We start from the raw sequence: 15,369 nt of genomic DNA on the forward strand, positions 1-15,369 counted from the left end.
GGGCTTCTTCGGCGGTTTTCAGAGCAGCATGATCAATCCTAGCGTAGCCATCATCGGTGGCGGGCCGGCGGGCCTGCTGGCGGCCCAGCATTTGGCCGAGGCGGGCGTGCCCGGGGTGGCCGTGTTCGAGGCCCAAGCCACCGCGGGGCGCAAGTTTCTGGTGGCCGGGCACGGGGGCTTCAACCTCACCAACGGGGAGCCGGTGGCCGATTTCGGGCCGCGCTACGCCGAGCGGCAGCGGGAGTTTGAGCAGTATCTGGCCGCCTTCGGGCCGACGGAGCTGCGGGCGTGGGCGGCCGCGCTGGGCATCAGCACCTACGTGGGCAGCAGCGGCCGGGTATTCCCCACGGAGGAGCACAAGCCGGCGCAGCTGCTGCGGGCCTGGCTGCGCCGCCTGGCCGAGCTGGGCGTGAGCCTGCACACCCGCCACCGCTGGCTGGGCTTCGACGGGGCGGCCGGCCTGCGCCTGCGCGACGAACGAAGCGGCCAGGAGTTCATCTTGCAGCCGCGGGCTACGCTGCTGGCCCTGGGCGGCGCCAGCTGGGCCAAAACCGGCTCCGACGGCCGCTGGGCGGCGGTACTAACCACCGAAGCCGGCGTGCCGGTAGTTCCCTTTCAGCCCGGCAACTGCGGCGTGGAAGTCGGCTGGTCGGCCTTCTTTCGCGAGAAGGTGGGCCGCACCCCGCTCAAGAACGTGGCCCTGCGCTGCGGCGAGTCTACCGCCCGCGGCGAAATCATGCTGACGGATTACGGCCTGGAAGGCACGCCGGTGTACGCCCTCACGCCCGCCATCCGCCAGGCCCTGGCGGCGGGCGGCCCCGCCCCGCTCCTGCTCAACCTCAAGCCCGACGTGGCGGCCGCCGAGCTGCTTATGCGCCTGCAGCAGCCCCGGCGCGGCCGCTCCCTGCCCGAAGTGCTGCGCCAGCAGCTGCGCCTGGGGCCGCCGGTGCCCACCCTGCTGCGCGAGGCCGCCCCGGCCGAGGCCCTGCACGACCCGGCCCGGCTAGCGGCTTTGCTACAGGCTCTGCCCCTGCCCGTCAGCGGCCTGCGCCCCCTCGACGAGGCCATCAGCACGGCCGGCGGCGTGCCATTCGAGGAAGTGGATAAGCACCTGATGCTGCGGCGGCGGCCGGGCACCTTCGTGGCGGGTGAAATGCTCGACTGGGAGGCCCCGACGGGCGGCTACCTGCTGCAGGGCTGCTTCAGCACCGGGGCCTGGGCGGCGCGGGGCATCGCGCAGTGGCTGCAAACCCAGCGCCCGGCTTAGCGCAGCAGGCGGACGGTATCAGCCCGGGGGTTCTTGATCTGCTGGGTGGCGTAGCCCGTCTTTTCCAGCTCGACCACCAAATCGGGGCAGTCAGAAGACAGGGTGCTGACTAGGCCCACGCCCGTGGCAAATCCCCCAGCGGCGTTGGTGCGCGACTCATCGGCCAAATGGCGGCGGCGGGCCTTACCCACGTAGGCCTTCACCGTTACGTCGGGCAGCGGCTGCCCGGTCTGCGCGTCAAGGACGACGCCGGTGCCATCGATTTCACACTCGCAGCTGGTCAGCAGCAGCAGGGCGGCCCCGACCGGGCATAAGCGCCGGAGAATAGCAGGCTGAGCCATGGGAGCATCTTTTAAGAACAGGAGCGGCGAAGGTTGTCCTGCCGTTGCATGAGCGCCCCGCTACCACTCCTGGGGCGGGGCCGGCAGCGGCTCCGTAGCGGGAAAATAGCCGTCCGTGAGGACCGCCAGCAGGGTGAGCTTGTTGTCGAAGGCCGGGTGGGACAGCACGACGCGGCGCAGCCGGTGGAAGAACTGGTGCAGCCCGGCAATGGCCGCTTGCAGGGCGGCGGCAAACTCGGCCCGGGGCAGCCGTAGCCGCAGCTCGATATCCGCCGGCGCGGGCTTGTAGTCGTAGTACTCCGATATGTACACCGTTTCCGCATCGACGCGGGCGTACACCCAGGGGTGGCCAATCCAGATTTCCAGCCACTCGGCGGACGGCGTCAGCAGCTGTTCCCACTCGGCCACGTCGCCCAAATCCCCGCAGCACTGAAAATCCAGGGTGCCGGCCGCCGTTTCCAGGTGCAGCCCCCCGTCGAAACGGGCCAGTTGGTCGGCGTAGTGCCGGGGCCGGATGCCGCGGACCCGCTCGAACAGCAGCCGGTGCAGCAGCGTCTCGCCGATACGCTCCACCCGCAGCGCCTGCTGCCCGCCGTCGGTGCGCAGCAGCGCGTCGTCGGCCCGGGCCAGCTGCATCACAAACGGGTTGGCATCGGATGCTACCTCCAGCAGCGGGGAGGTCAGGGCAAAATACAGGTGCATACGGAACAGTGAGCCGGCAACTTACCACTCCGCGCCTATACTACCGCCGGCCCGGCTCACTCGTAGGGCTCTACCTCGTGGGCGGCGGCTTCGGCCAGGATGCGCTTGGCCTCCTGCACCAGCCGGTAGCCGGGGCTGCGCTGCTCCCGCCACAACAGCCCCAGCAGCACGATAAACGAGACGCCCGGCAGCAGGCAGCCCAGCCCAAACCACAGCCAGAACGACCTCTCGTAGCTGTAGGCGCAGTAGCCCGTGACCAGTGGCAGCCACAAAATCACGCAGAACAGGATGCCGAGGATAAAATCAAGCAGAACCATACGGGGAGGCCGGGCACAAGGGGCCGGGCAGCCTTCCTAAGTTACGGACAATGACGCCCGTACGCAAGGTTTTTATAGCCGGCCGGCGGCTCGCGACGAGGCCCGCTGCCGCCGCTCGGCGGGCCGAATGCGGGCGGGGTGTACCTTCCGGGGGCCTTTCGCCGTAGGTATGCCCGTTCACCGGCGGCCGACCACGGCCGGCGGGCCTGTTCTGCTCCGCATGTGGGATTACCAAAGTCTGTTCCGGGTCTCGGCGCAACTCTTTGCCGAAGGCGTATTCAATCTGCTCGACCGCAACCTGCGCCCCGAAGTGCTGCTGGTGGGCCTGGCCGCCGCCCGCGAAGCCGATGAGCCCGGCGCCGTGCGCCTGGAGCCTGCCCGTCACCGCTACACCCCCGACATCTTCGCCCAGGTAAAAGCCCGCGCCCACGCCCTGGAGCTGGACGGCGCCCGCGAAGTAGTATACCACCTGCAGCACGACGACCAGGACCGGTTCGAGAAGCTGCGCTGGTACGGCATGCTGCGCCGGGCCGTGGAGCTGGAGCTGGCTCCCCTGGCCGCCGCCGACGGCAAAGTGGCCTTCTGCGCCCTGCCCGTGCTCATCAACGGCTACCTCATCATGGCCGTGCTGCAACTCTCGGCCGACACGTTTGACAGTTACTACCGCCTGCCCGGCGACGCCTCCGGCTACGAGCAGCGGGCCGCCTCGCTGCTGCACGCGGTAGTGCGCGAGTTTCTGCTGGAGTGCAGCAAGGCCCTGCGCGGCTCCGACCTCGACCAGGAGGAGGACCGCCCCATTCTCGACCGCGACTACAACGAGTTGCTGCGCTCGGCTGCCCGACGCTTCATGCACGGCCCGGCCGGCGGCAACCACGGCCTCTACGACGCCTGCAACGGCGTGGCCGGCCTGCGCCACGAGGGCTCCGAGGTGCACGGCACCATGCTCATCTCGCGGCGCAACCACCCGGCCGTGGTGCCGGTGCTCACGCTGGAAGCACCCGTGGCCCTGCGCGACCACCGCTCCATCCGCAAGCTTCTGGAAATGAGCGAAGGGCGCACTTCGCTCGTCTCCGATGCGGCCCACGTGTTCGGGCTGGGCTACCTCACTGAGCCCACCGACCCGCTCTACGAGCCGCTGTTTCAGGTGCGCTTTACCACCCACCACAACTGGGAGCTGAGCTTTGCCAACCACGTGATGATGCGCGTGGTATCGGGCACGCCGCGGCTGCCGAAGGGGCGCATCAACGAGCAGGCCTTCGCCGATACCGTGCGCCGCCTCTGGCCCGACCTCGCCGACGCGGACGTGACCAACCTCTGGGAGCTGACCATGCAGGCCACCCACCAGTCCAATGGCACCATCCTGGTCGTGTCCGACAACGCCGGGCTGGAGTCGCAGCGGCTCACGCGGCAGTGCTTCCGGGTAGCCCCGCGCTACATGACGCCCTCGGTGCTGCGCCTGGTCACCAACATCGACGGGGCCGTGCTCATCGACCCCTGCGGCACCTGCTTCGCCATCGGTGCCATCCTCGACGGGCTGGCCACCGAAAAGGGCGACTCCTCGCGCGGCTCCCGCTACAACTCCGCCGTGCGCTACGTCGAGTCGGCCCGCTACGCCACGCTGGCCGTGGTGGTGAGCGAAGACGGCTGGATTGATTTGCTGCCGTCGAAGAAGTAACGGTTCACCCGCTGTCATTGCGAGCAACGCGAAGCAACCGCAGGAAGGCGCAGCCAATCCTTCCTCCAATAGCACCGACGCCACAGTTGGCAGAAACCAAAAAAGGCGACCGAAAGAAAACAGCCCCGCCCGAAACCCTGCGTCTGCAGTTTCGGGTGGGGCTGTTTTCGGGCAGCAAGTATTGTCTCGGCGCCGCTATTAGAGGAAGGATTGCTTCGTCCTTCGTCCTCGCAATGAAGGCCGGTGCTACCGTTTACCGGTTCACGGCCTGCATCATCTCGGCGGGGTAGCGCGGGCCGGCAGCGGCGCCTTTCGGAGCTATTTCGTCGATGTGGCGCAAATCCTCGGGGGTGAGCTGCACCTGCAGGGCGCCCACGTTTTCTTCCAGGTAGGGCACGCGCTTGGTGCCGGGGATGGGCACGATGTCCTCGCCCTGGGCCAGCACCCAGGCCAGGGCCAGCTGCCCGGGGGTGCAGTTTTTCTGCCGGGCCAGCTCGTTTATGCGGGCTACCAGGTCGAGGTTTTTCTGGAAATTCTCGCCCTGAAAGCGCGGGGTGAAGCGGCGGTAGTCGTCCTCGGCCAAATCCTCAAACTTCTGGATCTGCCCGGTGAGAAAGCCGCGGCCCAGCGGGGAGTAGGGCACGAAGCCGATGCCCAGCTCGCGCACCGTTTGTAGAATGCCGTCTTCCGGGTCGCGGCTCCAGAGCGAGTACTCCGACTGCAGGGCCGTAATCGGGTGCACCTGGTGGGCGCGGCGGATGGTGTCGGCGCCGGCTTCGGAGAGGCCCAGGAAGCGCACTTTGCCCTCCTTCACCAGCTCGGCCATGGCGCCCACGGTTTCCTCGATGGGCGTGCTGGGGTCGACGCGGTGCTGGTAGTACAGGTCGATGTAGTCGGTGCCCAGGCGCTTGAGGGAGCCTTCCACCGACTGGCGCACGTACTCCGGCCGGCCGTTGATGCCGCGCTTCGAGGGGTCGTTCGGGTCGCGCACGATGCCGAACTTGGTGGCAATGACGACCTGGTCGCGGCGGCCCTGCAGGGCCCGGCCCACCAGCTCCTCGTTTTTGTAGGGGCCGTACATGTCGGCCGTGTCGAAAAAGGTGACGCCCAGCCCCAGGGCGCGGTGAATGGTGCGGATGCTTTCCTGGTCGTCGCGGCCGGCGTAGAAGTCGGACATGCCCATGCAGCCCAGGGCGGATACCTGCAGGCCCTGGCCCAGCGTGCGGGTCGGTAAGGTGCTCATGTGAAAGTGGTGTTTGGGGGTGATAAGCAGCGTCGGCATCGATAACCGGCCAGCGGGCAAATTGATTGGGCGGACTGCCAAATCCGCCGCCGGAGCCGCTGCGGCGCGGCGCTCCGCAAGGTGCTTGCCGGCCCGGGGCTGCGGAAATATTGCGTTTGCCTATTATTTTCCCGGGCCGCGCCGCGGCTTCTCCCATTCATTGCCGCCATGTACGTAAATCACCACATCCGGCCGGGGCTGATTCTGCGCTTCGCCTGGAAAAACCTGCTCCTTTTCCTGGTCCTCAGCGCGGGCAGCTTCGCGCTGTACTCCTACCTGGGCTGCCGCTACCTGGCCATTCCGTTCTTGCCCATCGGCGTTATCGGCACGGCCGTGGCGTTTTACATCGGCTTCAAAAACAACTCCTCCTACGAGCGGCTGTGGGAGGCGCGCCGCATCTGGGGCAGCATCACCAACAACAGCCGCGCCTGGGGCGTCATGGCCCTGGACTTCGTCAACAACGACTTCGCCCCCGACCCGCTGCCGCCCGCGGCCCTGCAAAGCATCCGCCGCGAGCTGCTGTACCGGCAGCTGGGCTTGGTGTCGGCCCTGCGCCACCAGCTGCGCCGCCCGCAGTACTGGCAGAGCCCGGTGTCGAGGGCGGTGGCGCTGGAGGCCGCCGCCCGCTACGAGCACGCCTGCGGGGAGGATCTGCGCCTGTTTCTGCCCGAGGACGAGGTAGCCACGGCCCTCACCTACCCCAACACGGCCACCCACCTGATCCGGCGGCAGTCGGCGCGGCTGCTGGAGCTGCGGCAGGCCGGGCTGCTCAACGACTTCCGCCACCTGGAAATGGCCCGCATGCTCAACGACATGTACAACCAGCAGGGCGCCTGTGAGCGGATCAAGTCGTTTCCGCTGCCGCGGCAGTACGCCTACTTCAGCGCCGTGTTTACCTGGCTGTTCATCGTGCTGCTGCCCTTCGGTATGCTCGGGGAGTTTGCCAAGGTGGGGCCGCAGTACACCTGGCTGATGATTCCTTTCCACCTGCTCATCAGCTGGGTGTTTATGACCATGGAAACCATCGGCGACACGAGCGAAAACCCCTTCGAAAACGGCATCAACGACGTGCCCATGACGGCCATCAACCGCAACATCGAAATCGACTTGCGGGCCATGCTGGGCGAAACCGACCTGCCCCCGCGGGTGGAGGCCGTCGACGGCATTCTGCTCTGAGCCGCCCGGCGCAGCCCCGGCCCGGCCGTTTCCGTAGAAAGCCCAGCTCCCCAAGTGACTCCTCCCCATGGAAACCGCCCTGCCCAACAAATACAGCCGCCTGCGCCCCACCCTCAGCCCCGCCGACACCAACGCCCGCCTGCGCTGGGTCGACCAGGTGGCCCGTCTCATGGACAGCCAGTTCCGGCTGCCCGGCACCAACTTCCGCTTCGGCCTCGACCCCATCCTGGGCTTTATCCCGGTGGTGGGCGAGCTGGGCACCTTCGCCATTTCGGCCGCCCTCATCGTGACGATGATGCGCCACGGCGCCTCCCGCAAAGTGGTGGTGCTGATGGTGCTCAACGTGCTGCTCGACACCATCGTCGGCAGCATCCCGCTCATCGGCAACCTCTTCGACTTCGCCTACAAGAGCAACGAGCGGAACGTGCGCCTGCTGCGCCGCCACTACGGCGAAGGCCGCTACCAGGGCTCCGGCAAGGGCATCATTGCGGTGGTAGTGCTGGTGCTGCTGGGCATTTTCGCGCTGGTCGGCTGGGCCAGCTACGAGCTGCTGCGCTGGGCCTGGGAATACATTCAGTAAGGCCTGGTACTGTCATCCTGAGCAGAGCGAACCGAAGGAAGGCGCAGCCAAGGACCTTCCTCACACCCTGCACCAACGCCAAAGCGCAGCCACTAACCGAATCGGTAGTGGCTGCGCTTTTGTCGTTCTATCGAAACTGCGTCAGTACGTTGGCACCGGCGGCGGTGCGGGGTTCGAGGAAGGTCCTTCGCTCTGCTCAGGATGACGTTCTGGTATCGTCTTCCCCCTTCCGCTGCTTCTCCACCGCCGCGGCCCCCTCCTGCGCTTCGCTCTGGTGGATTTCGCGGATGTACTGGTGTTTGAGCTGGTCGTAGAAGGAGTGGCGGTTGACCAGGTTCGACACCAGGTTGGCAAACAGCGCGGCCAGCATCAGGTAGAAGATGACGTTGTGGGTGTTGGTCATTTCGATGACCAGGATGGACGAGGTAAACGGGCTGCGCGTGACGGCGGTGAGGAAGCCCGTCATGCCACAGAGCACGATGAGGTTCGTCTCGGTGGGCGACAGATACATCAGCCCCGACAGCGCCGAGCCGATGCTGGCCCCGGCCGTGAGGGACGGCGCAAAAATACCCCCGGCGGCTCCGGCCGAGAAAGTCAGAATGGGCCCCACAAAGCGCAGCAGCGGCACAGACCAGCTCACGTGCTTATCGGCCCCGAACAGCGTGCTGACCATGATTTCCTTGCCCGAACCGAAAGCCCGCTCGTCGATGAGCACGCTCAGCAAAGCCACCGCCAGCCCGCAGGCCACCGGCACCAACAGCCGGCCCACCTGGCTCTGAATGCGGGCCTTGCGGCGCATCACCCAGAGGATGATTTCGGCCATGCCGCTGCCGGCCACGCCCGTGAGCAACGCCACCAGCAAGACCACGAACACAATCCAGACCGGCAGCCCGGTGAGCAGCGGGGCGCCCAGATAGAGGTAAGGTCCGAGCAGGTTCAGGGCCGTGAGGCCGGCAATGATAACGCCGGTGAGCAGGGCCGACTTGAAGTAAGTGAAGTGGGTGCGCGTCAGCTCCTCGATGGCGAAGACGATGCCGCCCAGCGGGGTATTGAAGGCCGCCGCCAGCCCGGCCGCCGCGCCCGTCACCACCATGTTGCGCCTCGACACCTTGGGGTACCAGGCGGGCAGCAGGGAGTTGATTTTGCGGAAGACGGACGCCGCAATCTGAATCGTCGGCCCCTCGCGCCCCGTCACGCCGCCCCCGAAGATGAGCAGGGTGCTCGACAGCACTTTGACCACCAGCACGCGCAAGCTCAGCAGCTGGTCGACGCGGTAGTGGTGGCGCGGGCTCGACAAATCAATGGCCGCGCTGACCTGCGGAATGCCGCTGCCCCGGGCAAACGGGGCGAAGCGCACCACCAGCCACCAGCCCAGCAGAAAGCACAGCGGGGTGACGAGCAGAAACGACCAGCGGGCGTGGTGGTAGATGTAGGCGGTGCCCTGCTCGGCCCAGGCAAAAATCTTGGCGTAGAGCACGGCCACCAGGCCGGTAATAAAGGCGCCCGTCCAGAACGGCAGGGCGTTCAGCAGGTCGCGCTTGAAGCGGAAGTGGTCTAGCGAGTCATAGGCGGTGTGGAGTTGGCGGCGCAGCAGCAGCAATATGTTCATCGGAGGAATTTAGGTGGACCAGGCCGGGCCCCGAACGGGCCGGCGCTTCTCCGGATTCCGGGCGGAGTACCGCAAAGGTCGGGCAAACCAGGTGAGCCCCGCGTGATTTTCCCCGATCAGCCCCAAGCCGGCGGCGCGCTGCCGCCCCGGCCCCCTGCTCCTGCCCATTCCTGGCGCCTCCGGCTGGCGCGGCTCCGGCGGCCCGGCTCCGGCAGCATCGTTGCCCGGCGGCCTCCGGCCTTTCCACGGCTGCCGGGAGTACTTTCCGCCGGGTTGGCTGTTTAAACCAGCGGCCGGGCCGGCTACGTAAGCCGGCCTCCTGCCCCTTGTTCTATGATTTCTCTCCGCATTGCCGCCCTGGCCCTGCTCCTTTTCGGCGGCCTTCCGACGGCCCGGGCCCAAAGCCAGCCACCCAAAACCGCTGCCCGCCCCACCCAGGCCACCACCCGGCCCTCCAACCCCTACTACTCCCGCACCGATACCACCCGCCTGCGGCTGAGCGACGCCCAGTGGCAGCAAGTGCTGGCCCCGGAGGTGTACCGCGTGGCCCGCGGCAAGGCCACCGAGCGCGCCTTCACCGGGCAGTACTGGAACGCTACCGCCCGGGGCACCTACTACTGCGCCGCCTGCGGCAACGGCCTGTTCCGCTCCGACGCCAAATTCGCCAGTAACTGCGGCTGGCCTAGCTTCTTCGAGCCGCTGCGGCCCCGCGCCGTGCGCTACCTCGCCGACCATACCCACGGCATGGAGCGCGTGGAGGTCCTCTGCGGCCGCTGCGACGCCCACCTCGGCCACATCTTCAACGACGGCCCGCCGCCCACCCACAAGCGCTACTGCATGAATTCCATCGTGCTGGACTTCGTGCCCGGCACCGCGGCCTCGCTCGGGGTCCGCTAAGTTTCCCCAGCCACGCCCAACCTTTACCCGGTTGGGCGTGGTCGTTTGCGCCGCCCGGGGCAGGCACGCACCCCGGGCCCATCCGCCAGCCCGGCCACTCGCCAACCAATTAGTACGAAGGCACCAGAAAGCTCGCGCCCTCCTCGTAGCTGTCCAGAAAATCGGCCTGGAACCGGGCCCGCCGCTCGGCCACGTCCGCGGCCGTATCGGAGGACCAGTACCGGTCGACGCACTGGTAGGCGTACTCGAAGTCGGCGCGCCGGGCGTACTTTTCGTCCGAGCCGAAGTACTGGTAGAAGTGGCCGTTGACGCCCTTGCGCTGGTAGCCGACTTCCGTCACGTAAAAGCCCTCCTGCGGCTCTTCCCGGTAGTAGGTGCGGCCGCGCCACCACTGGGCCGTCCACTCGTGCCGGGGCAGGCCCGCCAGGCTCTGGCGCTGCTCCAGCTGCTGAATAGCCCGGGCGCGGCCCGCCACGGTCAGCTGGTCGATGATGTGGTAGCCGTCGGCGCGAAAGCCGTCGATGGTGGAATCGACGGCGAAGAAGCTCCGCAGCTGATCCAGCGGGCTTTCGAACATGATGAGCGTGCACACTGGCACCGGCACGTCGACCAGCTGGGCGTAGCGGTGAAAGTGCTCGTAGCCGACGTTGAAGCCGTACTCGGCCCAGTTGGCGCGCAGCAGTACGTCGCAGTCGGGCGTTAGCAGGCCGGCGGGCTTGAGCAGCGTGGCTTTCTCGTGGTAGATATCGAGTCCCATAAGCGGGCAAGTTAGGCGGCGCCCACTCGGCCACGAACTTTCGGGCGCCGGGCGGCCCTGGTAGCGGAGCCGGGCCTGGAAGAAGACGCGCCTGAGCGGGTACTCACTATTCTACAATCTTTCCCTGCAATTCCGCCCCGGCTTACAGGCGCGCATGCTAAGATTCTACACAGGCTCGAAAAAATGGTATACGGCCGGCCCGCTTGCAGCCCCGACCTTGCAACTGAGTAAACCACTTACCCCGCCCATGAAAACGCCCGTTGCTTTCCTCTCCTGTTTAGGCCTGATGCTGGCCGCCGCCCCCGTCGCCCGGGCGCAGTACCCGCAGATTCCGCCGGACGTGCAGAAAGCCAGCGACGAACTCATGAAGGAAGCCCGCCGCCAGTCGGATATTGCCTGGGCCAAGGCCCTGCCCATCATTCAGAAAGAAGCCCAGCAGGGCAAGCCCTACATTCCGTGGGCGGCCCGGCCCATCGATTTGCCGCAGTCGCCCATCCCGGCCTTTCCCGGCGCCGAAGGCGGCGGCGCCTACTCCTTCGGGGGACGCGGCGGCCGCGTCATCGTGGTGACCAGCCTGGCCGACAGCGGCCCCGGCACCCTGCGCGAGGCCTGTGAGCAGGGCGGCGCCCGCACCGTGGTCTTCAACGTGGCCGGCATCATCAAGCTGAAAACCCCGCTGATGATTCGCGCCCCCTACATCACCATTGCGGGCCAGTCGGCCCCCGGCGACGGGGTGTGCGTGGCCGGCGAGTCGGTGTGGATCAACACCCACGACGTGATTATCCGCTACATGCGCTTCCGCCGGGGCGAGACGAACGTGGGCCGCCGCGACGACGCCATCGGCGGCAACCCCATCGGCAACATCATGATTGACCACGTCTCGGCTTCCTGGGGGCTGGACGAAAACATGTCGATGTACCGCCACATGTACAACGACAGCACCGGCATTGCCGAGCAGAAGCTGGGCACGGTCAACATCACCATCCAGAACAGCATCTTCTCCGAGGCCCTCGACACCTGGAACCACGCCTTCGGCAGCACCCTGGGCGGGGAGAACTGCACCTTCATGCGCAACCTCTGGGCTGATAATGCGGGCCGTAACCCCTCGATTGGCTGGAACGGGGTGTTCAACTTCGCCAACAACGTGATGTTCAACTGGGTGCACCGCTCCACCGACGGCGGCGACTACCGGGCCATGTACAACATCATCAACAATTACTACAAGCCGGGGCCCCTCACCCCGAAAGACTCGCCGGTGGGCCACCGCATTCTGAAGCCCGAATCGGGCCGCAGCAAGCTCAAGTACCAGGTGTACGGCCGCGCCTACGTCAGCGGCAACATCATGGAGGGCAACGACAAGGTGACCAAGGACAACTGGGACGGCGGCGTGCAGGTGGAGGAAATGGCCAACGCCGGCAAGTACCTGCCTGACATGAAGGTGAATGCCCCGCTGCCCATGCCGCAGATTACCATCATGCCCGCCCAGAAAGCCTACGACTACGTGCTGGAAAACGCCGGCGCCACCCTGCCCAAGCGCGACGCCGTCGACAGCCGGGTGATTGAGCAGGTGCGCACCGGCAAAATCAACGCGCTGCCCAACGTGAAGCTGCCCGAAACGCAGTTCAAGCACCGCCGCCTGCCCATCGACTCCTACAAGCAGGGCATCATCACCGACATCAGCCAGGTAGGCGGCTACCCCACCTACGCCGGCACGCCCTACCAGGACTCCGACAAGGACGGCATGCCCGACCAGTACGAGAAAAAGAACAAGCTCAACCCCAACGACGCCTCGGACGCCACCCAGGTGCGCGGCAAGGACGGCTACACCAACATCGAGGAGTACCTCAACAGCCTGGTGGCCGTGAAAAACGTGAAGCCCTCGTAAGGCTGCACGATTTCAACTCTAGCTTGACACTAACAAAAGGCTAGCTCCCCTCCTCGGATGAGGAGGGGTTGGGGGTGGTTGAAAAACTAGAGCTAGAAAGCTAAAAACTAGCTGACGTTCCAGAACAAAATCAACCACCCCCAACCCCTCCTCATCTGAGGAGGGGAGCTAGCCTTAGCCTTTCTCTCCTACCCCATGCCCCGCCGCCCGCTCGCCCTCCTTCTCTTGCTCGTCCTCAGCACCGTAGCCGCCGAGGCGCGGGTGGTGCTGCCGCGGGTGCTGGGCCACGGCATGGTGCTGCAGCGCGAGAAGCCGGTGCCCGTGTGGGGTACGGCCGCGCCCGGCGAGGCGGTGACGGTGCAGTTCCGGGGCCAGCAGCAGCGCACCACCGCCGGCCCCGACGGGCGCTGGCAGGTGCAGCTTACGCCCATGCCGGCCAGCGCCGCCAGCGCCGAGCTGACCATCACGGGCACGAATGTTATCCGGCTGCAGGGCGTGCTGGTGGGCGAGGTCTGGCTGTGCTCGGGGCAGTCGAACATGGAGTACACCATGCGCAAGAACAGCAAGGCCACGGTGCCGCCCCAGCCCGAGCCGAGCCCCCTAACCGAGCTGGAGCGCGCCCACAACCCGCAGATCCGCATTTTTCTGGTGAACCGCAAGGAGCTGGTAAAGCCCGACTCCCTGCACCGCGGCTGGAGCGTGGCCCAGGATTCGGCCTTGCGTTCCTTCTCCGCGCCGGCCTACTTCTTCGCCAAAGAGCTGCACGAACGGCTCGGCGTGCCGGTAGGCGTCATCAGCTCGGCCGTGCCGGGCAGCCGCATCGAGCCCTGGATTCCGGAAGCCGCCTTCGGGGCCGACAGCTACTACCAGCCGCCCGTCGGCGGCGACCCGGGCAAGTTCTACGAGTCGATGATCCGGCCGCTGGCCCCCTTTGCGCTGCGCGGCTTCTGCTGGTACCAGGGCGAGTCGAACTGCTTTCTGGCCGAAACGAGCAGCTACTCGCGCAAGATGCAGACGCTCATCGGCAGCTGGCGCGGGGCCTGGCAGGATGCGCAGCTGCCCTTCTACTACGTGCAGCTGGCGCCGTTTAAGTACTCCGAGTCGAAAGAGCCCAAACAGCCGCTGACGCCCGAGACGCTGCCGCTGTTCCGCGAAGCCCAGGAGGCGGTGCTGGCCCGGGTGCCGCGCACGGGCCTCATCGTGACCACCGATTTGGTCACCAAGCTCGATGACATTCACCCGCCCTACAAGTGGCAGATTGGCCGCCGCCTGGCCTACCTGGCCCTGGCCGATACCTACGGCCGCCGCGAGGTGGCCGCCCGCGGGCCGGTGTTCCAGCGCCTGAAACTCAAAGGCCACCGGGCCGAAATCAGCTTTGAGCCCCTGCAGGGCCGCCTCATCAGCCAGGACGGCCAAGCCCTGACCGGCTTCACCGTGGCCGGCGCCGACGGCCGCTTCGTGCCCGCCGAGGCGCGCATCAAGGGTCGGAAAGTGGTGGTATCGGCGCCGGGCGTACCGCACCCGACGGCCGTGCGCTTCGCCTGGCACGAGGCCGCCCAGCCCAACCTGTTTTCCGACCGCGGCCTGCCCGCCCGCCCCTTCCGCACCGACAAGCCCGCCGAGGCGCTAAGCCACGCGGCGCGGTAGCGCGAACCGCAGGTCAGCGGAGCTAACTTTCAGTGCGCGCGTCGTTGAACGTCATCGTGGAACGATAATCGTGCGGCCTTTCATCGTCCAGACATCAGCAACGATACGCGAACTGAAAGCTCGCGCTACGACGCGCACGACGCAGATGGCGCAGCAGCCCACATTTCCGCTCATTTCTCACATTCCGCCCATTCGATAGCCATGCTTTCCCGCCGCGACTTTCTTTCCGCTTCCCTGCTGGCCGCCGGTGGCCTGCTGCTGCCCGGCTCGCTCACGGCCCTGGCCAAGCCCAAAAAGCTGCGCTACAAGATTGCCGTCGTGGATTTGATGATTCTGAAGCGCCAGAAGCTGGGGGCCTTGCAGCTCACCAAGGACATCGGCGCCGACGGCGTGGAAGTGGACATGGGCGGCCTGGGCAACCGCGACACCTTCGACAGCCAGCTCAGCAAGCCCGAAATCCGCCAGCAGTTTCTGGACAAGGCCAAGGAGCTGAACCTGGAAATCTGCTCCCTGGCCATGACGGGCTTCTACGCCCAGTCGTTTGCCACCCGCCCCACCTATGAGCGCATGGTGCAGGACTGCATCGATACCATGGTGCAGATGGGAGTAAAAGTGGGCTTTCTGCCCCTGGGCAACCAGGGCGACCTGGTGAAAAACCCCGAGCTGCGCCCGGCCATCGTGGAGCGGCTGAAGGTGGTGGGCAAGATGGCCCAGAAAGCCGGCGTGGTCATCGGCATCGAAACGGCCCTGGACGCGGCCGGCGAGGTGCAGCTGCTCAAGGACATCGGCTCCAGGCACGTGCAGATCTACTTCAACTTCAGCAACCCGCTCAAGAACGGCCGCGACCTGCACCAGGAGCTGCGCACCCTGGGCCGCAAGCGCATCTGCCAGATTCACTGCACCGACGACGACGGGGTGTGGCTGCAGAACAACACCCGCCTCGACATGAACCGCGTGAAGCAGACCCTGGCCGACATGGGCTGGGAAGGCTGGCTGGTGATTGAACGCTCGCGCGACGCGGCCGACCCGCGCAACGTGAAGAAGAACTTCGGGGCCAACACGGCTTACCTGAAGTCCATCTTCCAACCTATATAATATAGAAGAGCACGATCTTATTCGCCGGGTGGGGAACCTTCGGCCGGCCGCGGTGCCTTTGCACAGCCAGTGAGTAAGCACTTACCGGCAAAACCCGCCCCTGCCATGCCAAGCGTTGCTTTCAGCACGTTCCCGCGGG

14 protein-coding genes are annotated in these 15,369 nt (G+C 66.4%); 8 read left to right on the forward strand and 6 right to left on the reverse strand.

Annotation, left to right across the window (positions count from 1 at the left end; translation table 11 throughout):
- The first annotated feature begins 28 nt into the window (after positions 1–28).
- On the forward strand, positions 29–1,267 hold the full coding sequence (locus tag EJV47_RS07285; protein WP_126692487.1) for a TIGR03862 family flavoprotein: 1,239 nt from the start codon (positions 29–31) through the stop codon (positions 1,265–1,267).
- On the opposite strand, the gene EJV47_RS07290 is transcribed toward EJV47_RS07285, so the two are convergent.
- The 3 genes from EJV47_RS07290 to EJV47_RS07300 are packed head-to-tail and all read right to left on the reverse strand — an operon-like array spanning position 1,264 to position 2,627.
- On the reverse strand, positions 1,264–1,608 hold the full coding sequence (locus tag EJV47_RS07290) for a hypothetical protein (protein WP_126692488.1): 345 nt from the start codon (positions 1,606–1,608) through the stop codon (positions 1,264–1,266). The two genes, EJV47_RS07285 and EJV47_RS07290, sit on opposite strands and share 4 nt — an antisense overlap.
- A 60-nt stretch (positions 1,609–1,668) precedes the next feature.
- Positions 1,669–2,310, reverse strand: coding sequence for a hypothetical protein (locus EJV47_RS07295; RefSeq protein ID WP_126692489.1), 642 nt, complete (start codon positions 2,308–2,310; stop codon positions 1,669–1,671).
- Between the two features lie 56 nt (positions 2,311–2,366).
- Complete coding sequence (locus EJV47_RS07300) at positions 2,367–2,627, reverse strand: hypothetical protein (RefSeq protein WP_126692490.1); 261 nt, start codon at positions 2,625–2,627, stop codon at positions 2,367–2,369.
- Positions 2,628–2,847: 220 nt separating this feature from the next.
- On the opposite strand from EJV47_RS07300, the gene EJV47_RS07305 reads away from it, so the two are divergent.
- Positions 2,848–4,302: a diadenylate cyclase gene (locus tag EJV47_RS07305; protein ID WP_126692491.1), complete on the forward strand. Its 1,455-nt coding sequence runs from the start codon at positions 2,848–2,850 to the stop codon at positions 4,300–4,302.
- A 253-nt stretch (positions 4,303–4,555) separates the two neighbouring features.
- Here the strand turns inward: EJV47_RS07305 and EJV47_RS07310 are convergent, their stop codons facing one another.
- Positions 4,556–5,545, reverse strand: coding sequence for an aldo/keto reductase (locus EJV47_RS07310; protein ID WP_207895847.1), 990 nt, complete (start codon positions 5,543–5,545; stop codon positions 4,556–4,558).
- Between the two features lie 207 nt (positions 5,546–5,752).
- On the opposite strand from EJV47_RS07310, the gene EJV47_RS07315 reads away from it, so the two are divergent.
- Positions 5,753–6,760 carry a bestrophin family protein gene (locus tag EJV47_RS07315; protein WP_126692493.1) on the forward strand — a complete coding sequence of 336 codons (1,008 nt, stop codon included), beginning with the start codon at positions 5,753–5,755 and terminating at the stop codon, positions 6,758–6,760.
- 67 nt (positions 6,761–6,827) lie between these two features.
- Positions 6,828–7,340 (forward strand): DUF4112 domain-containing protein, encoded by a 513-nt coding sequence (locus tag EJV47_RS07320; RefSeq protein ID WP_126692494.1) that lies wholly within the window; start codon positions 6,828–6,830, stop codon positions 7,338–7,340.
- A 196-nt stretch (positions 7,341–7,536) separates the two neighbouring features.
- Here EJV47_RS07320 and EJV47_RS07325 read toward each other — a convergent pair whose 3' ends face one another.
- On the reverse strand, positions 7,537–8,949 hold the full coding sequence (locus EJV47_RS07325) for a chloride channel protein (protein WP_126692495.1): 1,413 nt from the start codon (positions 8,947–8,949) through the stop codon (positions 7,537–7,539).
- Between the two features lie 333 nt (positions 8,950–9,282).
- Here EJV47_RS07325 and msrB point away from each other — a divergent pair, with 333 nt between their 5' ends.
- Positions 9,283–9,846: a peptide-methionine (R)-S-oxide reductase MsrB gene (gene msrB / locus EJV47_RS07330; protein WP_126692496.1), complete on the forward strand. Its 564-nt coding sequence runs from the start codon at positions 9,283–9,285 to the stop codon at positions 9,844–9,846.
- Between the two features lie 109 nt (positions 9,847–9,955).
- On the opposite strand, the gene EJV47_RS07335 is transcribed toward msrB, so the two are convergent.
- Positions 9,956–10,603: a hypothetical protein gene (locus EJV47_RS07335; protein ID WP_126692497.1), complete on the reverse strand. Its 648-nt coding sequence runs from the start codon at positions 10,601–10,603 to the stop codon at positions 9,956–9,958.
- A 247-nt stretch (positions 10,604–10,850) separates the two neighbouring features.
- Between EJV47_RS07335 and EJV47_RS07340 the strand changes: the two genes are divergently transcribed.
- The 3 genes from EJV47_RS07340 (at position 10,851) to EJV47_RS07350 (ending at position 15,230) form a co-directional block, all read left to right on the forward strand.
- On the forward strand, positions 10,851–12,488 hold the full coding sequence (locus EJV47_RS07340) for a pectate lyase family protein (protein WP_207895848.1): 1,638 nt from the start codon (positions 10,851–10,853) through the stop codon (positions 12,486–12,488).
- Between the two features lie 195 nt (positions 12,489–12,683).
- Positions 12,684–14,135, forward strand: a complete 1,452-nt coding sequence (locus EJV47_RS07345) for a sialate O-acetylesterase (RefSeq protein WP_126692498.1) — start codon at positions 12,684–12,686, stop codon at positions 14,133–14,135.
- Between the two features lie 201 nt (positions 14,136–14,336).
- Entirely contained in the window at positions 14,337–15,230 is an 894-nt protein-coding gene (locus tag EJV47_RS07350) for a sugar phosphate isomerase/epimerase family protein (protein ID WP_126692499.1), read from the forward strand.
- The last annotated feature ends 139 nt before the right edge of the window (positions 15,231–15,369 follow it).

Source organism: Hymenobacter gummosus, from assembly GCF_003970915.1.
In the GTDB taxonomy this organism is placed as follows: Bacteria; Bacteroidota; Bacteroidia; order Cytophagales; family Hymenobacteraceae; genus Solirubrum; species Solirubrum gummosum.

Bases quoted from the DNA above. Each gene is read 5' to 3' on its own strand.
- msrB (WP_126692496.1), top strand. From the start codon at position 9,283: ATGATTTCTCTCCGCATTGCCGCCCTGGCCCTGCTCCTTTTCGGCGGC.
- EJV47_RS07325 (WP_126692495.1), bottom strand. From the start codon at position 8,949: ATGAACATATTGCTGCTGCTGCGCCGCCAACTCCACACCGCCTATGAC.
- EJV47_RS07350 (WP_126692499.1), top strand. From the start codon at position 14,337: ATGCTTTCCCGCCGCGACTTTCTTTCCGCTTCCCTGCTGGCCGCCGGT.
- EJV47_RS07335 (WP_126692497.1), bottom strand. From the start codon at position 10,603: ATGGGACTCGATATCTACCACGAGAAAGCCACGCTGCTCAAGCCCGCC.
- EJV47_RS07320 (WP_126692494.1), top strand. From the start codon at position 6,828: ATGGAAACCGCCCTGCCCAACAAATACAGCCGCCTGCGCCCCACCCTC.
- EJV47_RS07315 (WP_126692493.1), top strand. From the start codon at position 5,753: ATGTACGTAAATCACCACATCCGGCCGGGGCTGATTCTGCGCTTCGCC.
- EJV47_RS07285 (WP_126692487.1), top strand. From the start codon at position 29: ATGATCAATCCTAGCGTAGCCATCATCGGTGGCGGGCCGGCGGGCCTG.
- EJV47_RS07290 (WP_126692488.1), bottom strand. From the start codon at position 1,608: ATGGCTCAGCCTGCTATTCTCCGGCGCTTATGCCCGGTCGGGGCCGCC.
- EJV47_RS07305 (WP_126692491.1), top strand. From the start codon at position 2,848: ATGTGGGATTACCAAAGTCTGTTCCGGGTCTCGGCGCAACTCTTTGCC.
- EJV47_RS07295 (WP_126692489.1), bottom strand. From the start codon at position 2,310: ATGCACCTGTATTTTGCCCTGACCTCCCCGCTGCTGGAGGTAGCATCC.
- EJV47_RS07300 (WP_126692490.1), bottom strand. From the start codon at position 2,627: ATGGTTCTGCTTGATTTTATCCTCGGCATCCTGTTCTGCGTGATTTTG.
- EJV47_RS07345 (WP_126692498.1), top strand. From the start codon at position 12,684: ATGCCCCGCCGCCCGCTCGCCCTCCTTCTCTTGCTCGTCCTCAGCACC.
- EJV47_RS07310 (WP_207895847.1), bottom strand. From the start codon at position 5,545: ATGAGCACCTTACCGACCCGCACGCTGGGCCAGGGCCTGCAGGTATCC.
- EJV47_RS07340 (WP_207895848.1), top strand. From the start codon at position 10,851: ATGAAAACGCCCGTTGCTTTCCTCTCCTGTTTAGGCCTGATGCTGGCC.